This is a genomic window from Chelatococcus asaccharovorans, assembly GCF_003201475.1.
Lineage (GTDB): Bacteria > Pseudomonadota > Alphaproteobacteria > Rhizobiales > Beijerinckiaceae > Chelatococcus > Chelatococcus asaccharovorans.
The window spans coordinates 54,774-74,723 of the sequence record NZ_QJJK01000001.1; the positions used below are offsets into that span (position 1 = coordinate 54,774).

The 19,950-nt window shown below is 63.0% G+C and carries 22 protein-coding genes; 19 read left to right on the plus strand and 3 right to left on the minus strand.

Going from position 1 to position 19,950, the window contains the following annotated elements:
- Positions 1-267: 267 nt before the first annotated feature.
- From C7450_RS00275 to C7450_RS00335, 13 genes are all read left to right on the plus strand, one after another.
- Positions 268-2,274 carry a conjugal transfer protein TraG gene (locus tag C7450_RS00275; protein ID WP_110372408.1) on the plus strand — a complete coding sequence of 669 codons (2,007 nt, stop codon included), beginning with the start codon at positions 268-270 and terminating at the stop codon, positions 2,272-2,274.
- Complete coding sequence (locus tag C7450_RS00280) at positions 2,271-2,774, plus strand: CopG family transcriptional regulator (protein WP_110372409.1); 504 nt, start codon at positions 2,271-2,273, stop codon at positions 2,772-2,774. The genes C7450_RS00275 and C7450_RS00280 overlap by 4 nt, the downstream gene beginning before the upstream one ends.
- Positions 2,764-3,732 carry a P-type conjugative transfer ATPase TrbB gene (gene trbB, locus C7450_RS00285; RefSeq protein ID WP_110373171.1) on the plus strand — a complete coding sequence of 323 codons (969 nt, stop codon included), beginning with the start codon at positions 2,764-2,766 and terminating at the stop codon, positions 3,730-3,732. The genes C7450_RS00280 and trbB overlap by 11 nt, the downstream gene beginning before the upstream one ends.
- Positions 3,733-3,914: 182 nt before the next feature.
- Positions 3,915-4,187 (plus strand): TrbC/VirB2 family type IV secretion system protein, encoded by a 273-nt coding sequence (locus tag C7450_RS00290; protein ID WP_183856974.1) that lies wholly within the window; start codon positions 3,915-3,917, stop codon positions 4,185-4,187.
- A complete protein-coding gene (locus C7450_RS00295; RefSeq protein WP_110372410.1) occupies positions 4,187-4,450 on the plus strand; it encodes a VirB3 family type IV secretion system protein in 264 nt (87 codons plus the stop codon). The genes C7450_RS00290 and C7450_RS00295 overlap by 1 nt, the downstream gene beginning before the upstream one ends.
- Positions 4,451-4,454: 4 nt before the next feature.
- Positions 4,455-6,887: a conjugal transfer protein TrbE gene (trbE, locus tag C7450_RS00300; RefSeq protein ID WP_110372411.1), complete on the plus strand. Its 2,433-nt coding sequence runs from the start codon at positions 4,455-4,457 to the stop codon at positions 6,885-6,887.
- Positions 6,884-7,612, plus strand: a complete 729-nt coding sequence (trbJ, locus tag C7450_RS00305; protein WP_110372412.1) for a P-type conjugative transfer protein TrbJ — start codon at positions 6,884-6,886, stop codon at positions 7,610-7,612. The genes trbE and trbJ overlap by 4 nt, the downstream gene beginning before the upstream one ends.
- 10 nt (positions 7,613-7,622) lie before the next feature.
- Positions 7,623-7,946, plus strand: a complete 324-nt coding sequence (locus tag C7450_RS00310) for an EexN family lipoprotein (RefSeq protein ID WP_210206326.1) — start codon at positions 7,623-7,625, stop codon at positions 7,944-7,946.
- A 6-nt stretch (positions 7,947-7,952) separates the two neighbouring features.
- Entirely contained in the window at positions 7,953-9,302 is a 1,350-nt protein-coding gene (trbL, locus tag C7450_RS00315; protein WP_110373173.1) for a P-type conjugative transfer protein TrbL, read from the plus strand.
- A 3-nt stretch (positions 9,303-9,305) separates the two neighbouring features.
- Positions 9,306-10,001 (plus strand): conjugal transfer protein TrbF, encoded by a 696-nt coding sequence (trbF, locus tag C7450_RS00320; RefSeq protein WP_110372413.1) that lies wholly within the window; start codon positions 9,306-9,308, stop codon positions 9,999-10,001.
- A 14-nt stretch (positions 10,002-10,015) separates the two neighbouring features.
- Positions 10,016-11,008 carry a P-type conjugative transfer protein TrbG gene (trbG, locus tag C7450_RS00325; RefSeq protein WP_110372414.1) on the plus strand — a complete coding sequence of 331 codons (993 nt, stop codon included), beginning with the start codon at positions 10,016-10,018 and terminating at the stop codon, positions 11,006-11,008.
- Positions 11,005-12,279 carry a TraB/TrbI/VirB10 family type IV secretion system protein gene (locus C7450_RS00330; RefSeq protein WP_110372415.1) on the plus strand — a complete coding sequence of 425 codons (1,275 nt, stop codon included), beginning with the start codon at positions 11,005-11,007 and terminating at the stop codon, positions 12,277-12,279. The genes trbG and C7450_RS00330 overlap by 4 nt, the downstream gene beginning before the upstream one ends.
- Positions 12,276-12,539: a DUF2274 domain-containing protein gene (locus tag C7450_RS00335; protein WP_110372416.1), complete on the plus strand. Its 264-nt coding sequence runs from the start codon at positions 12,276-12,278 to the stop codon at positions 12,537-12,539. Before C7450_RS00330 ends, C7450_RS00335 begins: the two co-directional genes overlap by 4 nt.
- On the opposite strand, the gene C7450_RS00340 is transcribed toward C7450_RS00335, so the two are convergent.
- Both C7450_RS00340 and C7450_RS00345 read right to left on the minus strand, forming a co-directional pair.
- Positions 12,501-13,388 (minus strand): LysR family transcriptional regulator, encoded by an 888-nt coding sequence (locus tag C7450_RS00340; protein WP_110372417.1) that lies wholly within the window; start codon positions 13,386-13,388, stop codon positions 12,501-12,503. The two genes, C7450_RS00335 and C7450_RS00340, sit on opposite strands and share 39 nt — an antisense overlap.
- A gap of 250 nt (positions 13,389-13,638) precedes the next feature.
- Positions 13,639-14,112: a rubrerythrin family protein gene (locus tag C7450_RS00345; RefSeq protein WP_110372418.1), complete on the minus strand. Its 474-nt coding sequence runs from the start codon at positions 14,110-14,112 to the stop codon at positions 13,639-13,641.
- A gap of 230 nt (positions 14,113-14,342) precedes the next feature.
- On the opposite strand from C7450_RS00345, the gene C7450_RS00350 reads away from it, so the two are divergent.
- The 6 genes from C7450_RS00350 to C7450_RS00375 all read left to right on the plus strand — a co-directional run bounded on the left by C7450_RS00350 (position 14,343) and on the right by C7450_RS00375 (position 18,447).
- A complete protein-coding gene (locus tag C7450_RS00350) occupies positions 14,343-14,618 on the plus strand; it encodes a PepSY domain-containing protein (protein WP_110373174.1) in 276 nt (91 codons plus the stop codon).
- A 3-nt stretch (positions 14,619-14,621) separates the two neighbouring features.
- Entirely contained in the window at positions 14,622-15,236 is a 615-nt protein-coding gene (locus C7450_RS00355) for a cytochrome b/b6 domain-containing protein (RefSeq protein ID WP_110372419.1), read from the plus strand.
- Complete coding sequence (locus C7450_RS00360) at positions 15,211-15,921, plus strand: response regulator transcription factor (RefSeq protein WP_110372420.1); 711 nt, start codon at positions 15,211-15,213, stop codon at positions 15,919-15,921. Before C7450_RS00355 ends, C7450_RS00360 begins: the two co-directional genes overlap by 26 nt.
- Positions 15,918-17,282, plus strand: a complete 1,365-nt coding sequence (locus C7450_RS00365; RefSeq protein WP_110372421.1) for a sensor histidine kinase — start codon at positions 15,918-15,920, stop codon at positions 17,280-17,282. Before C7450_RS00360 ends, C7450_RS00365 begins: the two co-directional genes overlap by 4 nt.
- Before the next feature lie 124 nt (positions 17,283-17,406).
- The gene (locus tag C7450_RS00370; protein ID WP_273546164.1) at positions 17,407-18,066 is read left to right on the plus strand and encodes a heme-binding beta-barrel domain-containing protein; all 660 of its coding nucleotides are present in this window, start codon (positions 17,407-17,409) and stop codon (positions 18,064-18,066) included.
- Positions 18,067-18,192: 126 nt separating this feature from the next.
- Complete coding sequence (locus tag C7450_RS00375; RefSeq protein ID WP_210206328.1) at positions 18,193-18,447, plus strand: ATP-binding protein; 255 nt, start codon at positions 18,193-18,195, stop codon at positions 18,445-18,447.
- A gap of 41 nt (positions 18,448-18,488) precedes the next feature.
- On the opposite strand, the gene C7450_RS00380 is transcribed toward C7450_RS00375, so the two are convergent.
- Entirely contained in the window at positions 18,489-19,841 is a 1,353-nt protein-coding gene (locus C7450_RS00380) for a ferredoxin reductase family protein (protein WP_110372422.1), read from the minus strand.
- Positions 19,842-19,950 lie beyond the last annotated feature (109 nt).

Consider the following 19,950-nt stretch of genomic DNA (forward strand, 5'->3'; position numbering starts at 1 on the left):
GGTACTGTATTGCATGGCTGTATGCTGTTTGGCTCTGACGCACCTTGGTGCATAAGATATTTCTGATTGTTTACGTGACTCATTGCCGCAATACTAAATTTCCGCCAGTAGTAAGAAATGGTAAGGAGTGGGGCCGGATCGTACTTAGATCATAGTTGCTGCTGTCGCGCGCAAGAATGGTCTTTGACTTAACCCCTTCAAGCAACAAGCCTTATGCCTTGTCGGCCGTTCGCACGGCCGAAAACTGCGGCTTTTGCAGGAGCGGGAATGACACCGACGAAGGTGTTGATCGGTCAGATGCTGGTGGTGTTCGGCATCGCGCTTGCCGGCACCTGGGCCGCCACGCAATGGGTCGCCTTTGAGCTCGGCTTCCAGCGACGGCTTGGAGAGCCCTGGTTCCTGATCGACAACTTGGCAATCTACTACCCTTGGCGGTTGTTCGAGTGGTGGTATGTTTACGATGCCTATGCTCCAGACGTTTTCCAAACGGGGGGTACGATCGCTGGCGGCAGCGGCGTCATTGCCGCTCTGTCCGCCATCATCGGTTCCGTCTGGCGAGCTCGGCAGTCGAAGCTCGTCACCACCTATGGCTCCGCCCGCTGGGCCGATAAGACGGACATCACAGCGGCGGGCCTGACAAAGCCAGCCGGCGTCTTTCTCGGGCTCATGGCCAGCACCTATCTGCGCCATGCCGGCCCCGAACACATCATGGCGTTTGCGCCGACGAGAAGCGGCAAGGGCGTCGGGCTCGTTGTGCCGACGCTGCTGTCATGGCCGCATTCTGCCGTCATCCATGACATCAAGGGGGAAAATTGGACGCTGACCGCCGGCTGGCGCGCGCAGTTCTCCCATTGCCTCCTGTTCAACCCGACGGACCCGAGGAGCGCTGCCTATAATCCTCTCTTGGAAGTCCGCAGAGGTGTGCACGAGGTCCGCGATGTCCAGAACATTGCGGACATATTGGTGGATCCCGAAGGTGCGTTGGAGCGGCGCAATCACTGGGAAAAGACCAGCCATTCGCTTTTAGTCGGCGCCATCTTGCATGTCCTCTACGCCGAAGAGGACAAAACGCTCCGCGGTGTGGCCAACTTCCTCTCCGATCCGGCTCACCCGTTCGAGAGGGCCTTGTGGTCCATGATGACCACGGCGCATCTCGGGGAGCCTGGCCCGCACCCCGTCGTTGCCAGCGCCGCGCGCGAGGTGTTGAACAAGAGCGAGAACGAGCGCTCCGGCGTGCTCTCGACCGCCATGTCGTTCCTCGGCCTCTATCGCGACCCGACGGTCGCGACCGTCACATCGCGCTGCGATTGGCGCATCGCCGACTTGATCGCCGCCGATCATCCGGTCTCGCTTTATCTGGTCGTGCCGCCTTCGGACATTTCGCGCACCAAGCCGCTTATTCGCTTGATCCTCAACCAGATCGGCCGCCGGCTGACAGAAAGCCTCGACGGCTCGGACGGTATCGCCCGCAAGCACAAGCTGCTTCTCATGCTCGACGAGTTTCCGGCGCTCGGCCGGCTGGACTTCTTCGAGAGCGCCTTGGCCTTCATGGCCGGCTACGGCCTGCGCTCCTTCCTCATCGCGCAGAGCCTCAACCAAATCGAAAAGGCTTACGGGCCGAACAACAGCATCCTCGACAACTGCCACGTTCGAATCGCCTTCGCGACCAATGACGAACGCACAGCCAAACGCATTTCGGACGCGCTCGGCACGGCGACGGAACTTCGCGCCCAGCGCAACTATGCCGGCCATCGCCTGTCACCCTGGCTGGGACACCTCATGGTATCTCGGCAAGAGACGGCCCGCCCGCTCCTGACGCCCGGCGAGGTCATGCAGCTTCCCGACACTCAAGAAGTCATCATGGTTTCCGGCCATCCACCTGCCAAGGCCACCAAGATCCGATATTTCACCGACAGCAATTTCACTTCGCGCGTGCTGCCGGCGCCGGTTCTCTCAGACGATGGATATGCTGATCGGCCGGTAGCGCGAACGGACGATTGGACCGGCCTTCCGCGGTCGAAATCTTCTCTCCCCGCTTCTACGGGCGCACAGGCATCGGCCGTGCCCGTAGAAGGCGGACATCAACTCGTCCCGGAGCTCGACAAAGCCGAAGTCATACGTCTGCATGATGGTCGCGATGACGATCTGTCCGTCCTCGACGATGAGACAGATAACCCCGTCACACGCGACGGTAAGCTTCCCAAACCGGACCGGCAGTTCCGGCGCGTGGCGCGTCTGGCCTCGCTCGATCCCGATGACGGGATCGCGCTATGAGCAAAACCCGTCTCAACATCTTCATCGAGCCCGACCATGCCAAGCGACTGCGTCAGCTTGCAGCCCTCAAAGGTGAAACGAAATCAGCGATCGTCGCGGCCGCGCTCTCTTCCTATCTTTCTCCCGATGGTGCCGACCGGCGAGAGGCGGCGCTGGCCTCACGCCTCGACCGACTGTCGAACCAGTTCGGCCGGCTGGAACGCGACCAGACCATCCTGATCGAGACCCTGGCGCTATACATCCGCTACACGTTGTCGGTTTCAGCTCCGCTTCCAGAGACGCATCAGAAGGCGGCTCGCGCGCAGGGGCGCCTACGCTTCAACCAATTCGTCGACCAACTCGGCCGCCACTTGCAGCGTGGCGGCAGCCTCGTTCGGCAGGTCCATGAAGAAATCTTCCCTGATGAAGGTCGCTTCTTCGGCCTGGCCGACGACAACGAGGATCAGGGGTCCGCCGGATCGGAAGACCACGATGCCGAGGCGGCGCCGCATGACGGATAGGCCGCGCTCCCCGTCCCGGATCGTCAGCGATCGTCAGGTCCGCATGCTGCGCAGCGCCATGGGGCCGGCGATCATCGCCGCGCTCGACGATCCGGACGTCGTGGAAGTCATGCTCAATCCTGACGGAAAGCTTTGGATCGACAGGCTCGGCTCGGGCCGCGAGCCCACGGGCGCCATCCTCTCCCCGGAGGATGCCGCCCGCATCATCAAGGTCGTGGCGAACCATGTCGGCCTCGAGGTCAACCGCGAGCATCCGATTCTCTCCGCCGAGTTGCCGGAAACGGGTGAAAGGTTCGAAGGCGTCTTGCCGCCCATCGCCGTCGCACCGATCTTCGCCATCCGCAAGCGGGCCGCCGGCGTCATACCGCTGGCCCGATATGTCGCCAACGGCATCTTGACCGAGGTGCAGGCAGAGTTTCTGAGGAGCTCGGTTCTCGACCGACGGAACATCATCATTGCCGGTGGAACGTCGACGGGAAAGACCACCCTCGCCAACGCCCTGCTCCAAGAGATCGCGGCCACTGGCGATCGCGTCCTGGTGCTCGAAGACACGATCGAGCTGCAATGTGTAGCCGACGATCATGTGGCTCTCCGGACAAAGGCCAATACCGTCTCCACCGCCGATCTGGTGCGTTCCACCTTGCGGCTTCGCCCGGATCGCATCGTTGTTGGCGAGGTGCGCGGCGCTGAAGCGCTGGACCTCCTCAAGGCGTGGGGAACCGGACACCCCGGCGGCATCGCGACATTGCATGCAGGTTCCGCCCGGGGAGCGCTCACCCGGCTGGAGCAGCTCATACAAGAAGTCGTCGTCACCGTGCCGCGCGCGCTGATCGCGGAGGCCGTAGACATCATCGTCTTCATCGCTGGGCGCGGTAGCAAACGCCGCGTCGAGGACATCATCCGCGTCACAGGCCTCGACGGCGATGCCTACGCAATAGAGCACTTCACAGGAGATTAGGGATGCCGCCCATCACGTCCGCATTCACGCTTTTCTTGAATTCCGGAACAAACCAGAAACGTAAATCCGCAAGTGCGGATTCGTGCGTTTCCGTAAATCCGGAGATGCGCATTTCCGAAAATCCGCTTTCGAGCGTTGCAGGAAAGTTTCGAAACCGGATCTCCGGAACGGCGGCTTTGCTGATGTCCGCCTTTCTGGTTTCCCCAGCTTACGCCGCGGGTTCGTCCATGCCATGGGAAGCGCCCCTGCAATCCATCCTTGAATCGATCGAGGGGCCGGTTGCCAAGATCATCGCCGTGATCATCATCATCGTGACCGGGCTCACCTTGGCGTTCGGTGATGCCGGCGGCGGTTTCCGCAAGCTGGTCCAGATCGTCTTCGGCCTCTCCATCGCCTTCGCCGCCAGTTCCTTCTTCCTCAGCTTCTTCAGCTTTGGCGGCGGAGCGCTGGTCTAATGGCGGTCCATGCCGACGGCTTCGAAGTGCCGCTGCACCGCTCACTGACGGAGCCCGTCCTGCTGGGCGGCGCCCCGCGATCGGTGGCGATCCTCAACGGGACACTCGCCGCCGCCATCGGCATCGGCCTGCATCTGTGGATTGGCGGCATCGTGCTCTGGATGGCGGGCCATGCGCTCGCCGTCTGGGGGGCGAAGGCCGATCCCCAGTTCATGGAGGTCTTCGCCCGCCACCTGAAGCACCGCGCGTTTCTGGAGGCGTGAGTTCATGATGAACCTTGCCGAATATCGCACGCGCCCCGCGAGCCTCGCGGATTATCTGCCTTGGGCCGGGCTGGTCGCATCAGGCGTCGTGCTCAACAAGGACGGTGCGTTCCAACGCACTGCGCAGTTTCGTGGTCCCGACCTCGACAGCGCAACGGAAAGCGAGCTGGTGGCGACCACCGCCCGGCTCAACAACGCGCTGAAGCGCCTCGGCTCCGGCTGGGCGCTGTTCGTCGACGCTGAACGGCGCATCGCCGCCGGATATCCCATCTCGGAATTTCCCGACGCGTTGTCGTGGCTCGTAGAGGAAGAGCGGCGCGCGGCGTTCGAGGAAGCAGGCACACATTTCGAGAGCGCCTACTGCATCACGCTCGCCTTCCTGCCGCCGTCCGAAAGCAAGGCCCGCGCCGGCCAGCTCCTCTACGAGAGCACCGAGCGGCGCACCGTGAATTGGCGCGACCATCTCGCAGCCTTCATTTCCGAGACCGACCGCTTTCTCTCCTTGCTCGACGGCGTCATGCCGGAGATCCGCTGGTTCTCCGATGAGGAGACGCTGACTTACCTTCACGCCTGCATCTCCACGCAGCGGCACCCTGTCGCCGTTTCCCAGGTGCCGTTCCATCTCGACGCGCTGTTGCCCGATTGCGATTTCACCGGTGGACTAGCGCCGATGCTGGGCGACCAGCATGTGCGTGTGCTGACCATTCGCGGCTTTCCACCCTCGACTTGGCCCGGCGTCCTTGACGACCTCAACCGTCTCGGCTTCGCCTATCGTTGGTCCACCCGTTTCCTGTCGCTCGACAAGGCGGAAGCCGAACGCGAGCTGACCAAGGTGCGGCGGCAATGGTTCGCGAAACGCAAGGGTATCGTGACGCTGCTGCGCGAAACGATCTTCCAGCAGGAAGTTTCGCTGGTCGATTCAGACGCCGCCAACAAATCCGCCGATGCGGACGAAGCATTGCAGGAGCTGGGCTCAGACGCCGTGGCCTATGGCTATGTCACGGCCACCGTTACGGTCATGGACAAAAGTCCGGACCTCGCTGACGAGAAGTTGAAGGCCGTCGAGCGGATCATCCAGGGGCGTGGCTTCGTCACCATTCCGGAGACGCTGAACGCGACAGAGGCATGGCTATCCTCGATCCCTGGACATGCCTACGCCAATGTTCGCCAGCCGCTGATCTCGACTCTGAACCTCTCGCACATGATGCCGGTCTCGGCGATTTGGGCAGGCCCCGAGAAGAACGGTCATCTCGATGCTCCGCCGCTGATCGTCACCCGCACGGCCGGCGGCACGCCGTTCCGGCTCGTCACTCATGTCGACGATGTCGGCCACACTCTGATCGTCGGCCCCACCGGTGCCGGCAAATCCGTGCTGCTGGCAATGCTGGCGCTCCAATTCCGCCGCTATGCCAGCTCTCGCATCTTCATCTTCGACAAGGGTGGCTCGGCCCGCGCCACCGTCTTGGGCCTCGGCGGCGAGTATTACGATCTCGGATCCTCCGACGCCATTGCCTTTCAGCCACTCGCCCGCATTGAGGATGACGACAGCCGCTCGTGGGCGGCCGACTGGATCGCCGGCCTGCTCGGGCATGAACACGTCGAGATCACGCCCGATGTGAAGGACGCCGTCTGGTCGGCACTGACCAGCCTTGCGTCCGCCCCACGTGAGGAGCGAACGCTCACCGGCTTTTCCACGCTGTTGCAATCGAACCGGCTCCGCCAGGCGCTGCAACCCTACACGCTGTCGGGGCCACATGGCCGGCTGCTGGACGCCGATGCCGATCGGCTTGGCTTCGGCGACGTGCAGGGCTTCGAAATGGAGGAACTGATGCACACGGCGAGCGCCGTGACGCCGGTTCTCACCTATCTTTTTCATCGTCTCGATGAGCGTTTCGACGGATCGCCCACGCTGCTCGTGCTCGATGAGGCTTGGGTATTTATCGACGATCCCATCTTCGCTGCGCGCATCCGTGAATGGTTGAAGGTGCTGCGCAAAAAGAACGTCGCCGTCGTCTTCGCCACCCAATCGCTTGCCGACATCCAGCGTTCTGCCATCGCGCCAGCCATCGTCGAGAGCTGCCCGAGCCGGATCTTCCTGCCGTCGCCGCAGGCGAGCGAACCGCAGCTCCGCACGATCTATGAAGGATTTGGCCTCAACAGCCGCCAGATCGATATCATCACGCGGGCTCAGCCGAAGCGGGATTATTACTACCAATCCCGTCTCGGCAATCGGCTGTTCGACCTCGATCTCGGGCCTGTGGCGCTCGCCTTCGCCGGTGCCAGCCGCCCCGAGGATCATCGCCAGATGGACGATGTCCTCGTGTCCCATGGGCACGATGCCTTTGCCGCAGCATGGCTCGACGTGCGCGGGCTCGATTGGGCAGCCGACCTCATCCGCCAATTCCCGCTTCCGCAAAATCAGGAGACCGCATCATGAGGACACCACTTTGCCTTGCCGGTGCCTGCGCGCTCGGCATCGCTCTCGCGCCGCCGGTCGCGGCGCAGATCGTCTTCGATCCGAACAACTACAGCCAGAATGTGCTGTCGGCGGTCCGAGCCCTGGACCAGGTCAACAACCAGATCAAGAGCCTGCAAAACGAAGCTCAGTCGCTCCTCAATCAAACAAAGAATCTGACGAGCCTCGACTTCTCCGCACTAAACGAGCTGAAGCAGTCCGTCGCCAAGACGGAGCGCCTTATCAGCGAGGCCGAGGGCTTGAGCTACGACATATCGGCGATGGAACGGCAATTCCAGCAGCTCTACCCGAAGGAATACGCGGCATCCGCATCGAGCGATCAGATCCTCGCCGATGTGCGAAAGCGCTGGGAGCAATCTCGATCCGCTCTGGAAACGGCCATGAAGATGCAGGCGCAGGTCTCCGAAAACCTCGCCTCCGATGAGGCTACTCTCGGCGATCTTGTCACTCGCAGCCAGTCGGCAACGGGGAATCTCGACGCGACGCAGGCGACCAACCAGCTCCTTGCCCTTCAGGCTAAGCAAGCTATCGACGCCTCCCGGCTCAAGCTCTCTCAGGACCGCGCCGTCGCCGCGGAGCAGGCCCGTGCCGTCGCGGAGGAGGAGCGGGCGCGTGAGGTTCGCCGCCGATTCATGGGTGATGGCAGCGGCTATACGCCGGCACCCGTCCGGTTGTTCCGCGATTGAGGGACCCGCCATGCTCAGACAAATCATCCGTCTCTCTGTCGTGGCCGCGATTGCCATCGGCGCCGGGCTTCTCGTCCAATCCGCGGGGGCGGCCGACACGGTGGACAGCCTCGCCGCCGATCCGCAACGGCTCCGTGAGGTGCAAAAGCTTTGCAAAGACGACTGGGCTGGGACAGGCGACGAACTGTGCACCATGGCCAGCAAAGCGCAGCGCCGCCGCTTCATGGGTTCTGGCAAAACGCCGTACACGCCACATCCGGTCGATCTGTTCCCGTCACTGAAGAAGAGCAGAACTCCGGAGAAAACCGACCCCGTCGCTCCGGACGCGGAGTGATTGTCCATGGACGATCTCTCCGTCATCGACCGTTTCACCGACACCTTCTCGCAGTATATCGACAGCGGGTTTGGCCTGCTTCACGGTGAGATCGCTTACCTTTCGGCAACGCTCATCGCCATCGATATAACGCTCGCCGGCCTGTTCTGGGCCTTCGGAGCCGGCAATGACGAGATTCTGGCGAAGCTCATCAAGAAGGTCCTCTATGTCGGTGCCTTCGCCTACATCATTACAAACTTCAATTCGCTGGCCAGCATCATCTTCAGATCCTTCGCCGGGCTCGGCCTGACCGCCTCTGGCTCCGACCTGTCCCAGGACGATTTCCTGCGTCCCGGTAAGCTCGCCTCCGTCGGTATGGACGCCGGCCGACCGATCCTCGCGCAGATAGGCGACTTGTCCGGCTTCACCTCCGTCTTCTCCAACATCGACACCATCGCCGTCCTGTTCCTCGCCTGGCTCGTGGTCATCGTCAGTTTCTTCGTGCTCGCGGTGCAGCTCTTTGTGACGTTGCTGGAGTTCAAGTTGACGACGTTGGCCGGCTTCGTGCTGGTGCCCTTCGCATTTTGGAACAAGACCGCCTTCCTGGCCGAACGCGTGCTCGGCAATGTCGTGTCGTCCGGGATCAAGATCCTGGTCCTTGCCGTTATCGTTGGCATCGGCAACGGCCTCTTTGCGGAATTTCGCGCCTCGGCGGGAACAGAGCCGTCCATCGATCATGCGCTGGCGATCATGCTGGCGTCGCTCGCCATGCTTGGGCTGGGCATCTTCGGCCCGTCGATCGCGACGGGTCTCGTCTCCGGAGCCCCGCAGCTCGGCGCAGGTGCAGTCGCCGGCACCGCGCTCGCCGCCGGCGGCATGGCGGTCGCGGCAAGCGCCGGAGCTGTCGGCGCGGCACAGCTCGGAGGGGCCGCTATCGGTTCCGGCGTCAAGGCAGCATCCACCATGTCGGGCGGCGCGCGTGTCGCCTTCGAACTCGGTGCAGCGACGTCCAGCGCATCGGGCATGGGAGCCGTTGGAGCTGGTCTTTCTGGCGTGGCGCAAGCGGGCGGTGGCGCCGTCATACAGGCGGGTCGCAGTGTCGTGTCACGCGTCGCGGGCACGGTCGACTCACGTGCTTCCGCTGGCGCCCGTGGCGCCTGGACGGCTACCGGCGGCAAGCCCGTGGGAGCGATGGGTGGGGCCGGAAGCGATGCGTCGTTCACCGGTGCCGGCGGTGCTCCCGCATGGGCCAATCGCGTGAGAAACGGACCGAGCGGCTCGCACGTCTCCCACGGTGCCACCACCGCAGCCCATGCTTTGCGCTCCGGCGATCATGGTGGCTCCGGCGCCAATCCATCTCTGCGACAAGAGGATTGAACGATGCGCTTCAAACGCGCCGATGTGCGCTATTCGCAAACGTCGGAACCCTCAACGCCCTATCAGGCCGCCGGCCAACTCTGGGACGAACGCCTCGGGTCCGCCCGCATTCAGGCCCGAAATTGGCGGCTCATGTCCTTCGGCTGTCTGACGCTTGCCGTAGGCATGGCCGGCGGTCTGCTGTGGCAGGCGGGCCGCTCCACCGTCACACCCTATGTGGTCGAAGTCGATCAGCTCGGCCAAGTAAAGGCCGTTGGCCCGGCCGTGGAGGCCTATCGGCCGACCGACGCCCAGATTGCCTACGCGCTCGCGCGTTTCATACAGAACGTGCGCGCACTGCCCACCGATCCCATCGTGGTGCGGCAGAACTGGCTCGAGGCTTACGACTTCACCACCGATCGCGGCAGCGCCGGGTTGAATGACTATGCGCGTGCCAACGATCCGTTCGGCAAGGTCGGCAAAATGTCGGTCGCCGTCGAGGTCACCAGCGTCGTGCGCGCATCGGACAGCTCCTTCCAGATCCGCTGGATCGAGCGGCGTTATGAGAACAATCAGCTTGCCGGCACGGATCGCTGGACCGGCATCCTCACCATCATCATGCAACCACCGCGCACCGAGGACCGGCTGCGTAAGAATCCTCTCGGCATTTTCGTCAACGGCATCAACTGGAGCCGTGAACTCGGCGCCAGCGGGTCGTGAAGGAGAAAAGGATCATGACCCGCATGCTGCCAATCCGCATTCTCCTCCTCTCGTCCGTCACGTTGCTGGCGGGTTGCGCCGGGAAAACACCGCCGCCGGAAATCTCCCTGGATGAACCCTACGAGGCGAGCCGGATCGTCGAGCCGGCTGGTCCCGTCGAAATAGTCGAGCTGCCGAAGCCGTTGCCGCTGCCCGGCCAGTTAAAGCCGATGCCGGTCAAAAGCGGAACAGTTGAACCTGCCGATCCAAAGCTGCGCGTGACGACGGCTAATGATGCCGCCCGCGTGCAGCCGACCCGCACCGGCTATGTCAATGCAACGCAGGTCTGGCCCTACATGGCCGGCGCGCTCTATCAGGTTTATGCGGCGCCTGAAAAAGTAACGGACATCGCCCTGCAGAGCGGCGAAGAGCTGATTTCCGTCTCGGCCGGCGACACCGTGCGATGGGTGATCGGCGATACGACCAGCGGTGGGGGCGGAAGCCAGCAGACCCACATCTTGGTGAAACCGACGCGGCCGGATCTGAAGACCAATCTGGTGGTCAACACCAACCGCCGGACCTACCTTCTCGAACTCACATCGACGCCCCAGACCTGGATGGCGTCGGTCTCATGGGACTATCCACACGACCGCCTCCTCGCGCTGCAGCGTCAGAACGATCGTGCGGGGACTGCCACGCCGGTCGCAAATGCCGTCGCACTCGAGCGTGTCCAGTTCCGCTATGAGATCACGGGCGACAATCCATCGTGGCGGCCGACCCGCGTCTTCGATGACGGTGAGAAGGTCTATATCCAGTTTCCCGCTGGTATCGCCCAGGGCGAGTTGCCGCCGCTGTTCGTTGTTGGCCCCACCGGGGAAAACCAGCTCGTCAACTACCGCGCAAAGCCACCATATTACATCGTCGATCGCTTGTTCGGTGCGGCCGAGCTTCGTCTCGGAGGCGAGAAGCAGCAGATCGTGCGTATCTCGCGCACCGACGGCAACCGGCGGGGGATTTTCGGGCTATGACCGTGCCGCCCAAATCCCCGCCGCCCGATCTCGCCATTCGCGCCAAGCCGCGTCCCGTGACCCGTCTCAATCGCTGGACCTTGATGGTGCTCGCCGGCGCCGTCTCTACCGCAGTGCTTGGCGCGATGATTTGGGCGTTGCAAAGCCGGAACAGATCAGCCCGGACCGGTGAGGAGCTCTACAACACCGATCGCGTCAACCCGGCGGAGGGGCTGCAAACGTTACCGCGCGACTATACGCAGGTTCAACCACCGAAGCTCGGTGCCCCCTTGCCCGGTGAGCTCGGTGGGCCAGTCGTGCGCACCGAACGGGAGGCGGGCATTCCGCCCATGCCCGAGCGGCCGAGTTTCAGGGCTGATCCGGAAGAGGATGCCAAACGCGCGGCGCGCCTTCGTGCCCAGCAGGAAGCGGAAGCCGCAGCGAAAGCAGCCGTGTTCTTTCAGACGACACGCCCGAAGCAGGAGGTATCGGCAACCGCGGTCGCCTCGCCGGAGCCAAACCGGCTCGATCTCACCGCAATACGCGCTACCGGTGCGGAAACTACCGTTGCTCCGCCCGTCGATGAAATGACCACGCAGAATATGCAGGATCGCAAGCAGGCGTTCGCAAGCCGCGAAGCCGACCAGAAGATTTACGGATCTGGAACTCTCCAAACGCCACGCTCGCCCTATCAAGTAATGGCCGGCACCATCATTCCGGCCGCCTTGGTGACGGGGATCAATTCCGATCTGCCGGGCCAGATCATCGGTACCGTCACCGAGAATGTCTACGACACGGCTACGGGCAGGCATCTCTTGATCCCCCAGGGCACCCGCCTGATGGGCCAGTACGATTCCGGCGTCGCCTTCGGCCAGAGCCGTGTGCTCCTGGTCTGGAATCGCCTCATCATGCCGGACGGCTCCTCCATCGTGCTGGATCGTCTCTCCGGCGTCGATACGGCCGGCTATTCGGGCCTTGAAGATGAGGTCGACAATCACTGGTTCCGCCTGATCGGAGGCGCGGTCCTCTCCTCGCTGCTCGGCATCGGCGCCGAGTTGGCAGCGCCTCAAAATCAGGGGACGAACGGCGATCAGGTCATCATCGCGACGCGCGACGGCGCCCAGGACACCATCAACGATGTCGGCCAGCAGATCACGCGGCGCAATCTCAATATCCAGCCGACCTTAAAGGTGCGGCCGGGCTTTCCGGTCCGCGTCATCGTCAATAAAGATCTCGTCTTGCGACCCTATCGCGCCACACCGATGACGGCTGACATCAGGAGGGATGATTGACCAAAAAACTTAGCCTCGGACCGGTGCCGAAAGCTGAAACCATCAAACTCACCATCACCATATCGGTGCAACTTCGAGCCGACCTCGATCGATATGCCGCTCTTCATTCCGAGCTTCATGGCACGGTTGTCGATGCTTTGACGTTGGCCCCGCTCATGCTCGAAACCTTTATTGCTCGTGACAAGGGATTCCGTGCCGCGCGGCCTAGCCTTGGAGGCTCTCTAAATAATCGTCCGGGCTCGCTCGATGAAACGAGATAGTGGCACGCTGAGTGTCCCCTCATGCACCATCAACCAAGTCTTCAGATCAGCGGGCGCATCGCTCAGGGGCCGGAGGGCAAGGCCATCCACCTCGACCGCCTCGAGTTGAGCAGCGGTCGCTATTCCGATGCCATAACCCGCAAGTACCAGCGTAACCAACACCGAAAGTGTCATGGTGCGACTAATAATATTAGGGGTCGAATTTGCAGTTCGAACAAGCTGTTCGATCTGGGATTGCTGGCTAAGACCCGTATCGGGTCGGCTTAGAACGAGAGGCTCCTTAACAATACCAGACAGTTTGATCCGCTTCTTTACAGCCAAAGGATGGCCGCTCGGCATCAAAGCGATCGGCGGATCTCGCCAAACTGCCTCGGACAAAATCCCCTTGCCGTATCCGCTCTCCGGCGTGAGCGCCGCATCAAGAAAGCCGCTTCGCAAGCCCTCTACGTTCTGCGCCATTGACGCTTCATGGACATGAATGACAACTTGCGGACTATCCCGCTTTACTTCTGAAATCAGTCGCGCGAGACGCGCAAAGGGTACGCCGTCGCAAATGCCGATGTGCAAATGGCTGATAGTGTCTCCTGTCGCTGCTGGAGTGCGAACGTCTATGCGTGCTTCGTCGGCGGATGCGAGGAGCGCACGCGCATGGACGAGAAGGCGTTCACCGGCCGGCGTTAGCTTCGTGGATCGCCGTGTGCGCTCGAATAATACTACGCCAAGGCGCCGTTCGAGAGTCCTGATCGATCGAGACAATGGCGATTGTTCGATGCCGGCGCGTTGCGCGCCACGTGTAAAATGGAGCTCTTCTGCAACCGCCACGAAATGCCGAAGATGACGAAGCTCCATTCCCGCTCCCGTTGATATCAAAAGAGTTAGGAATGCTCCCTCTGGACTGATATATGTTCGGCGTATTCGCAGCAATCGAAAGCTTAAATACTGAGATGTGGCAAGTATTTACCTGGTATCACTAATATAAACTATCGAATATCATCTCATCATGCTCCGAATTTTCGATAAAACTGCCTGCAACACATTCTGATGCATCGAAGTGCGTTACGAGCGGCGCGAAGAAAGAGTTTCGCGCCACTCAGAAATCTCATTTTTCGGCGCGCAGCTTCTCAACGGCCGCCTTGTAGGCGGCGTAGTGATCGCCTTCATCGGCGGCGATCTGACGGAAAAGATCAGCCACCTTCTTGTCACCGACCGCATCGGCCTGGTTGGCGAACTCGACGTACATCTTGGTGTTTTCGTAGTGTTCGCCGGCCATGCCGTCGAGCAAGTTGGCCTCGTCGCTGCTCACGAGGGCAAGAGCGTCTGCCTCGCGGGCGAAATGCTCGTTGGCCTCGACATTCGCGTTTTCGTCGAACAGCTTGGCTATCGCGGGGTGGCCGCTCTTGCGGGCATGCTCGGCATAGGCCTGATATTTCAGGTTGGCGAAGGCTTCGCCGTGCATGGCCGCTTCCAGGTTCTTCTTCGTCTGCGGATTGAGGGCGTCGGCGGCAAAGCCCGGGGCGGCGAGCGAGGCGCAAGCGAGAACGCCAGCGACAAGAAGGCTGCGAACGATGATCATGGATCGGTCTCTCGAAAGGATGCAGTCGCCCTAAGGAGCGACGGCCCTTCGATACGCGGACGGGCTGACGACGTCCTGACGTGGTCTATCCTTCGCGCGCATCGGGGGCGCCCCCTTTTCGGCATGCGCGCGCATCTTTGCCCGTCAGGCTTTGGTCAGCCGGGATCGTTAAGAGACGTGCCGGCGGGATGGCCTTGGTCCATCGCTTCCCGCAGCATGAGGAAAACCCGATGATCCGCAGACTTTTCGTCGCTGCCGTCGCCCTGAGCCTTGCCTCCTCCATGGCTCTCGCCAGCCCGACCTGCACCAAGGAGCCGCAGGACAAGTGGCTCAGCGAAGAGGTCATGAAGCAAAAGATCGGCCAGATGGGTTTCAAGGACATCAAGGTGTTCAAGAAGACCAGTTCTTGGTGCTACGAAATCTATGGATCCAATGCCGATGGACGCAAGGCAGAAGTCTACTTCAATCCCGTGACCGGCGAGATCGTCGAGAACAACGTGGACTGAACCATGGCCATGCTGCCCCCTCGATCCGAAGCATCAGCGCGCGCCGCCGCGCACGTCCGCTATACCGTTCCGGTGTGGGATCCGCTGGTGCGGATCTTCCACTGGACGGTGGTGCTCGGCGTCGTGCTCAACAGCTTCGTGCTGGAGGACGGCAAAGCGCTCCACCGCTACGTAGGCTACACCGTCGCCGCCCTGCTCGCCGTTCGCGTGGTGTGGGGCTTCGTCGGCACCGTTCACGCACGGTTCCGCGATTTCGTGCCGTCCCCGCGGACCTTCGCGGACCATCTGCGCGCGGTGCTCGACCGGCGTGACCGACGCTATGTCGGCCACAATCCCGCCGGGGCGGTGATGATGCTCCTCCTCATGGGTCTGCTCGCCGCCACCTGCCTAACCGGCTGGATGCAGACCCTCGATGCCTTCTGGGGCAAGGAGTGGGTGGAGGAGGCCCATGAGATCGCCGCCAACCTCATTCTCGCCATGGCGGCGGTGCACGTGCTCGCCGCCATTGCAGAAAGCTTGGCACACCGGGAAAATCTGGTGCTCGCCATGATCACGGGGCGCAAGCGCCGCGCCCGCGGAACGGATGTCGACCATGCGGGTTCTGCTCGCGGAGGATAACCCCCGGCTCGCGATCCTGATCGCAGAAGGCCTGGAGGCCGAGGGCTTCGTGCTCGACCGCTTCGCCTCCTTGAGCGTCGCCTGGGAAAGCATGGCCGTGACGCCTTACGACCTCCTGCTCATCGACCTCGGCATGCCCGACGGCGACGGTGTGGATTTCATCCGCGCCGTCCGGCGGACGGGGAGCGGCGCTCCCATCCTGGTGATCACTGCCCGCAACGGTCTCGGCGACCGGGTGGGCGGCCTTGATTCGGGAGCCGACGACTATCTGGTGAAGCCGTTCGACATGGCGGAGCTGGCGGCCCGCTGCCGTGCTTTGCTGCGCCGCCCCGGGGGGTGCCTCGGCATCGTCCTGAGCCTGGGAAACCTCGATTTCGATACCGTGGCGCGGGAGGTGCGCGTCGGCGGCCGCGTGATCCATGTGCCGCCGCGGGAGCGGGACCTGCTGGAACGCCTGATGCGGCGGGCCGGGCATGTGGTGAGCAAGACCAGCCTCGAAGAGGCCATGTACGCCCTGTCGTCCGAGGTTACGCCCAATGCTCTGGAGGCGGCGGCCTCGCGTCTGCGCCGGCGCCTTGGCGCCGCCGGAGCGGACGTGATCCTGCACACCGCCCACGGCGTCGGCTACATGCTGGTGCCGGCCCCGCATCCGACCGATGCCGGCGCGGAACGGGAAGCCCCATGACTGCGAGCCGCCCGCCCGTCGTGCCGCGCAGCCTCTTCTTTCGCCTCTCGGTGCGCCTCGCTCTGGTGGGGCTCGTCTTCCTGGTGGTCGAGCTGCTCGTCGTCGTGCGGATGTATGTCAACAATCCCAACGAGCTCGACCACCTCCTCGTGACCGCGGAGGCGGACCGGATCGCCCAGGAGATCCCGCAGATGAGGGGGGCCGCCGGCAACCCGGTTTCGGAAGACCTGCAATATCCGCTCGCCTCCGGCACACGGCGGGCTTTCCTGATCCACGAGCGCGGCGGCGCGGTGGTGGCGCGGTTCGACGACGCCAGCCTGAAGATCGCCGACGAGCCGCCCCTGTCGTTCCTGGTCATCCGGACTCAGCGCGAGAGCTGGGACAGCCGCTTCCTGCTTACCGGCACCCGCCGCGTCGAGGTCGGGCGGCATCCCTATTGGATCACGGTGGCCATCGCCGGCGAGGGCTTCCGACCGTTCGTGCCGGTCATCTTCAACGAGATCCGCTTCCACGTGATCTTGCCGCTCATCCTGCTCTCGCTCATGTTCCTCCTGTTCAATTTCAGCGTGGTGCGCACCACGCTGAAGCCGCTCGAGACCACCATCGCCGCCATCGACCGGATTGATCCGGCTCAGGTGTCCACGCGGATCGCGGCGGAGCCCTCCCTGCGGGAGGTGCAGGCGCTGGTGACGGCGGTCAACGCCATGCTGGCGCGCATCGAGCGCTCCGTGTGCGCCCTGAGGGATTTCGCGGGGGATGCGGCCCATGAGCTGCGCACCCCGCTCGCCATCATGATGCTGAGCATCGGCAAGCTGCCGGACAGCGTCGAGAAGGCAAAGCTCGTGGCCGACGCGCAGCGCATGAAACGCCTTGTAGACCAGATGCTCGACATGTCGCACGCGACCGCATTGGAACTCGCGCCGGATGCCCAGGCCGATCTCGGCGCCATCGCCCGCGAGGTGGTGGCCGAGCTGACGCCGCTCGCGGTCATGCGCGGTCGAACCATCGCCTTTCGGGACGCGGGAGCGGCGCGCGTGCACGGCCACGGCGACGCCATCGGCCGGGCGTTGCGGAACCTTGTGGAAAATGCTTTGGCCCACACGCCGGCGGGCACCGCCGTCGAGGTGACTACGGGCCCTGGGGGCCAGTGCGCAGTGCGCGACCATGGCCCCGGCATCCCCCCGGAGCGGCGCGGCGACGTGCTGGAACGCTTTCGGCGCCTGGACAAAAGGGCTTCGGACGGGGCGGGGCTGGGCCTCGCGATCGTCTCCACCACCATGGAGCTGCACAACGGCGATGTCCGGATTGAGGACGCACCCGGCGGCGGGGCGCTCATGCGTCTTATCTTCCCGCGCGGGTGAGCCTCAACGCATTGGCGAAGAGCTCCCCGAGTTCGGCCCATCGTCAGGCTTTTGTCAGAGCGCTCATGCTATCGAGCTGTCGATGAGCCGTTGTTCTGATGAAAGCTGATATCCAGTCAGGAGATTGATCGTGAAATTCTCCCGAAGCCTCCTCGTTGCCAGCACGATTGCCGGCCTCACACTCCCCGCTATATCCGCCGTTGCCGCTACATCTGAGACAGAAACTGTTATCAACGGGCTGGATTACGGCCCACTCGCCAAGTTCGTCGGGACCTGGAAGACTCAGGACGACGAAGGATTGGACGTGGCTCCCGGCCGGGAAGGTTCCGAAGTGGGTAAAGGAGGCGGTGCTGCTTCGCCTTATTACGAGACCATAAGATTCACGCCAGCCGGTGATGCCACAAACGCGAGCAGCCAGCATCTGACGGCAATTTTTTATCACCAGATGGTTTTCCGCAAGAGCGACAAGAAACAGTTTCACGACCAAGTCGGATATCTCATTTACGACAAGGCGAATCAGACAATATATAATTCGTTTTGCATCCCCAGGGCTGTGTGCGTTGTGGCAACGGGAAAACCGGATGCCACGCTTACCCTGACGGCCCAGAACGTGGGCATCGGCCAATCGGACTATATGGCAGCAAACGACAAGACGGAAAAATTCACTGTCACTTATGAGGTGTCTGGAAATACCATGCAATACACGCAGGAAACGATTCTGCATGTGTATGGTAAGCCATTCACCCATACCGATATCAGCACGCTCACGCGGGTCAAAGAGTAAGAGACGGACGGTCTCATACGACCTTTCCTGATATCAGCCTGCCGCCCGAATTTGGCGTACCGGCACTGTCTGCCGAAGGACTTGAGAGATTGCGGAGTCGCTTAGTCGAGCGCAGCCGCGAAATTCGTGCAGCCGATCGCGGCGCCCTGCGACTCGATGTCGTTGCCGCAGGGCGCTCGCGCGGATCGGACACCGGAAGATCGCGGAGCAGGTCTTCTCAATCGCTTCCACCGCCTGGACCGAAGCCGGCCCGACGGTGCCGGGCCGAGGCTCGCCATCGTTTCCACCATCATGACGCTGCACGGCGGAGCCGTGCGCGTCGAGGACGCCCCCGGCCGCGGTATGCGCATCCGCCTCGTTTTTCCGAAGACGGATCGGTGACACGAGCCTGAACGCATCCATTGCGAGTGTGCCGAGGCCCCTCACCGCATGTCGAAGAGTTCCTGGTGGAAGCGCTTATCCACCGGGAAGCCCTCGGTGGCGAAATCGGCCCGCAGCGCCGCCCCGAAGCCGGCCGGGCCGCAGAACCAGATGCTGGCCTCCCGCCAGTCCGGCACCGCCTCGCGGATGCGGGCGCCGGTCAGCCGGCCATCGCGCGCGTCGATCAGCAGATGCAATTGTACCTGGGCAGCTCTGGCATCCTCGGCGAGCTTTGCAAGCGCCACCTCGTCCACATCGCTGGTGGTGTGGAACAGATCGGCGACCTGGCCCTGCGGCCAGTCGGGCGCCTCGCCGCGCAAGGCCATGTGCTTCATGCGGGCGATGAACGGCGTGATACCGATGCCGCCACCGATCCAGATCTGGCTGCGGCAATCGTCGTCGAAGGTGAAGCAGCCATATGGCCCCTCCACCCGCACCTCCTGGCCCACCTTGAGCCGCTCCTTCAGCCCCCTGGTGTGGTCGCCCAGTTCCTTGGTCACGAAGGTGATCCGCGGATGGTCCGGGTGCCAGCCCGAGGCGATGGTGTAGGGATGCGCGCCTTCGGAGGCATCCGACTTGGCGAAGGCGAATTGTCCGGGACGGTGGCCCGGCCAGCCGGCGGGCACGTCGATGACGGTCTCGAGCGCCTTCACGCCCGGATAATAGGTGAGTTCGGCGATGCGTCCCTTCACCTGCCGCGCTGCGCCGACGCGGCGCAGCAGCACCACCCCGGCCGAGAAGGTGCCGCCGGCCAGCAGCACCGCCATCGCGGCGCCGAGCGGCGTCATCCAGTCGGCGAAGGTCAGGAGCACCACCGAGTGGAACATCAGCACCAGATAAGCGAGCGCCAGCAGGCGATGGGTCTTATAGAACCAGCGGTAGGGAAAGGCCCGGACCAGCGCCAGCGCGATCAGCGCCACAACTGCATAGAAAGCCCATTCGCCCACTCCCTCGGCGGTGCCGCGCAGGCTTGAGAAAGCGGCCTCCACCTGGTTTTCGATGGGCGGGCGGTCCCCACGGGCGGGCCGCTCCAGAAAGCCCCAGCCCACGGCCCACTTCGGCCCCTGCGTCCACAGCCAGTGGATGATGGCGACGATGAGCGCGGTGATGCCGAGCCATTTGTGGAGCCGGTACATCTTGTCGAGGCCGCCCATCCAACGCTCGGGCCAACGCGGACGCAGCGCCAGCATCATCGCCACACTCATGAGCGCGATGGCGAGCACGCCCGTGTACTGCACGGCGGCCGCCCGTATCGCGAAGAACCCGGCTGACTGGAACACCCCGGGCTCAGCCGCGACCCACAGCAGCGATACGAGGGCGAGGATGCCAACAAGGACCTGCTTGATGTGTCTCATGTCTCCCGTTCCCTTTCACACCCCGACGGTTCTGCATTGATCCCGAGCGGGCACCTCCACCGGGAAGAACACCCGGAAACGGCAGCGGCCGCATTGAGAGGACGCAAGG

What these genes read in the sequence shown, in the direction of transcription:
- C7450_RS00355 (WP_110372419.1), top strand. Translation starts at nt 14,622, where the DNA reads ATGGCCATGCTGCCCCCTCGATCCGAAGCATCAGCGCGCGCCGCCGCG.
- C7450_RS00380 (WP_110372422.1), bottom strand. Translation starts at nt 19,841, where the DNA reads ATGAGACACATCAAGCAGGTCCTTGTTGGCATCCTCGCCCTCGTATCG.
- C7450_RS00310 (WP_210206326.1), top strand. Translation starts at nt 7,623, where the DNA reads ATGCTCAGACAAATCATCCGTCTCTCTGTCGTGGCCGCGATTGCCATC.
- C7450_RS00280 (WP_110372409.1), top strand. Translation starts at nt 2,271, where the DNA reads ATGAGCAAAACCCGTCTCAACATCTTCATCGAGCCCGACCATGCCAAG.
- C7450_RS00350 (WP_110373174.1), top strand. Translation starts at nt 14,343, where the DNA reads ATGATCCGCAGACTTTTCGTCGCTGCCGTCGCCCTGAGCCTTGCCTCC.
- trbE (WP_110372411.1), top strand. Translation starts at nt 4,455, where the DNA reads ATGATGAACCTTGCCGAATATCGCACGCGCCCCGCGAGCCTCGCGGAT.
- C7450_RS00360 (WP_110372420.1), top strand. Translation starts at nt 15,211, where the DNA reads ATGCGGGTTCTGCTCGCGGAGGATAACCCCCGGCTCGCGATCCTGATC.
- trbG (WP_110372414.1), top strand. Translation starts at nt 10,016, where the DNA reads ATGACCCGCATGCTGCCAATCCGCATTCTCCTCCTCTCGTCCGTCACG.
- C7450_RS00290 (WP_183856974.1), top strand. Translation starts at nt 3,915, where the DNA reads ATGTCCGCCTTTCTGGTTTCCCCAGCTTACGCCGCGGGTTCGTCCATG.
- C7450_RS00340 (WP_110372417.1), bottom strand. Translation starts at nt 13,388, where the DNA reads ATGGAGCTTCGTCATCTTCGGCATTTCGTGGCGGTTGCAGAAGAGCTC.
- C7450_RS00365 (WP_110372421.1), top strand. Translation starts at nt 15,918, where the DNA reads ATGACTGCGAGCCGCCCGCCCGTCGTGCCGCGCAGCCTCTTCTTTCGC.
- trbL (WP_110373173.1), top strand. Translation starts at nt 7,953, where the DNA reads ATGGACGATCTCTCCGTCATCGACCGTTTCACCGACACCTTCTCGCAG.
- C7450_RS00275 (WP_110372408.1), top strand. Translation starts at nt 268, where the DNA reads ATGACACCGACGAAGGTGTTGATCGGTCAGATGCTGGTGGTGTTCGGC.
- C7450_RS00345 (WP_110372418.1), bottom strand. Translation starts at nt 14,112, where the DNA reads ATGATCATCGTTCGCAGCCTTCTTGTCGCTGGCGTTCTCGCTTGCGCC.
- C7450_RS00295 (WP_110372410.1), top strand. Translation starts at nt 4,187, where the DNA reads ATGGCGGTCCATGCCGACGGCTTCGAAGTGCCGCTGCACCGCTCACTG.
- trbJ (WP_110372412.1), top strand. Translation starts at nt 6,884, where the DNA reads ATGAGGACACCACTTTGCCTTGCCGGTGCCTGCGCGCTCGGCATCGCT.
- C7450_RS00330 (WP_110372415.1), top strand. Translation starts at nt 11,005, where the DNA reads ATGACCGTGCCGCCCAAATCCCCGCCGCCCGATCTCGCCATTCGCGCC.
- trbB (WP_110373171.1), top strand. Translation starts at nt 2,764, where the DNA reads ATGACGGATAGGCCGCGCTCCCCGTCCCGGATCGTCAGCGATCGTCAG.
- trbF (WP_110372413.1), top strand. Translation starts at nt 9,306, where the DNA reads ATGCGCTTCAAACGCGCCGATGTGCGCTATTCGCAAACGTCGGAACCC.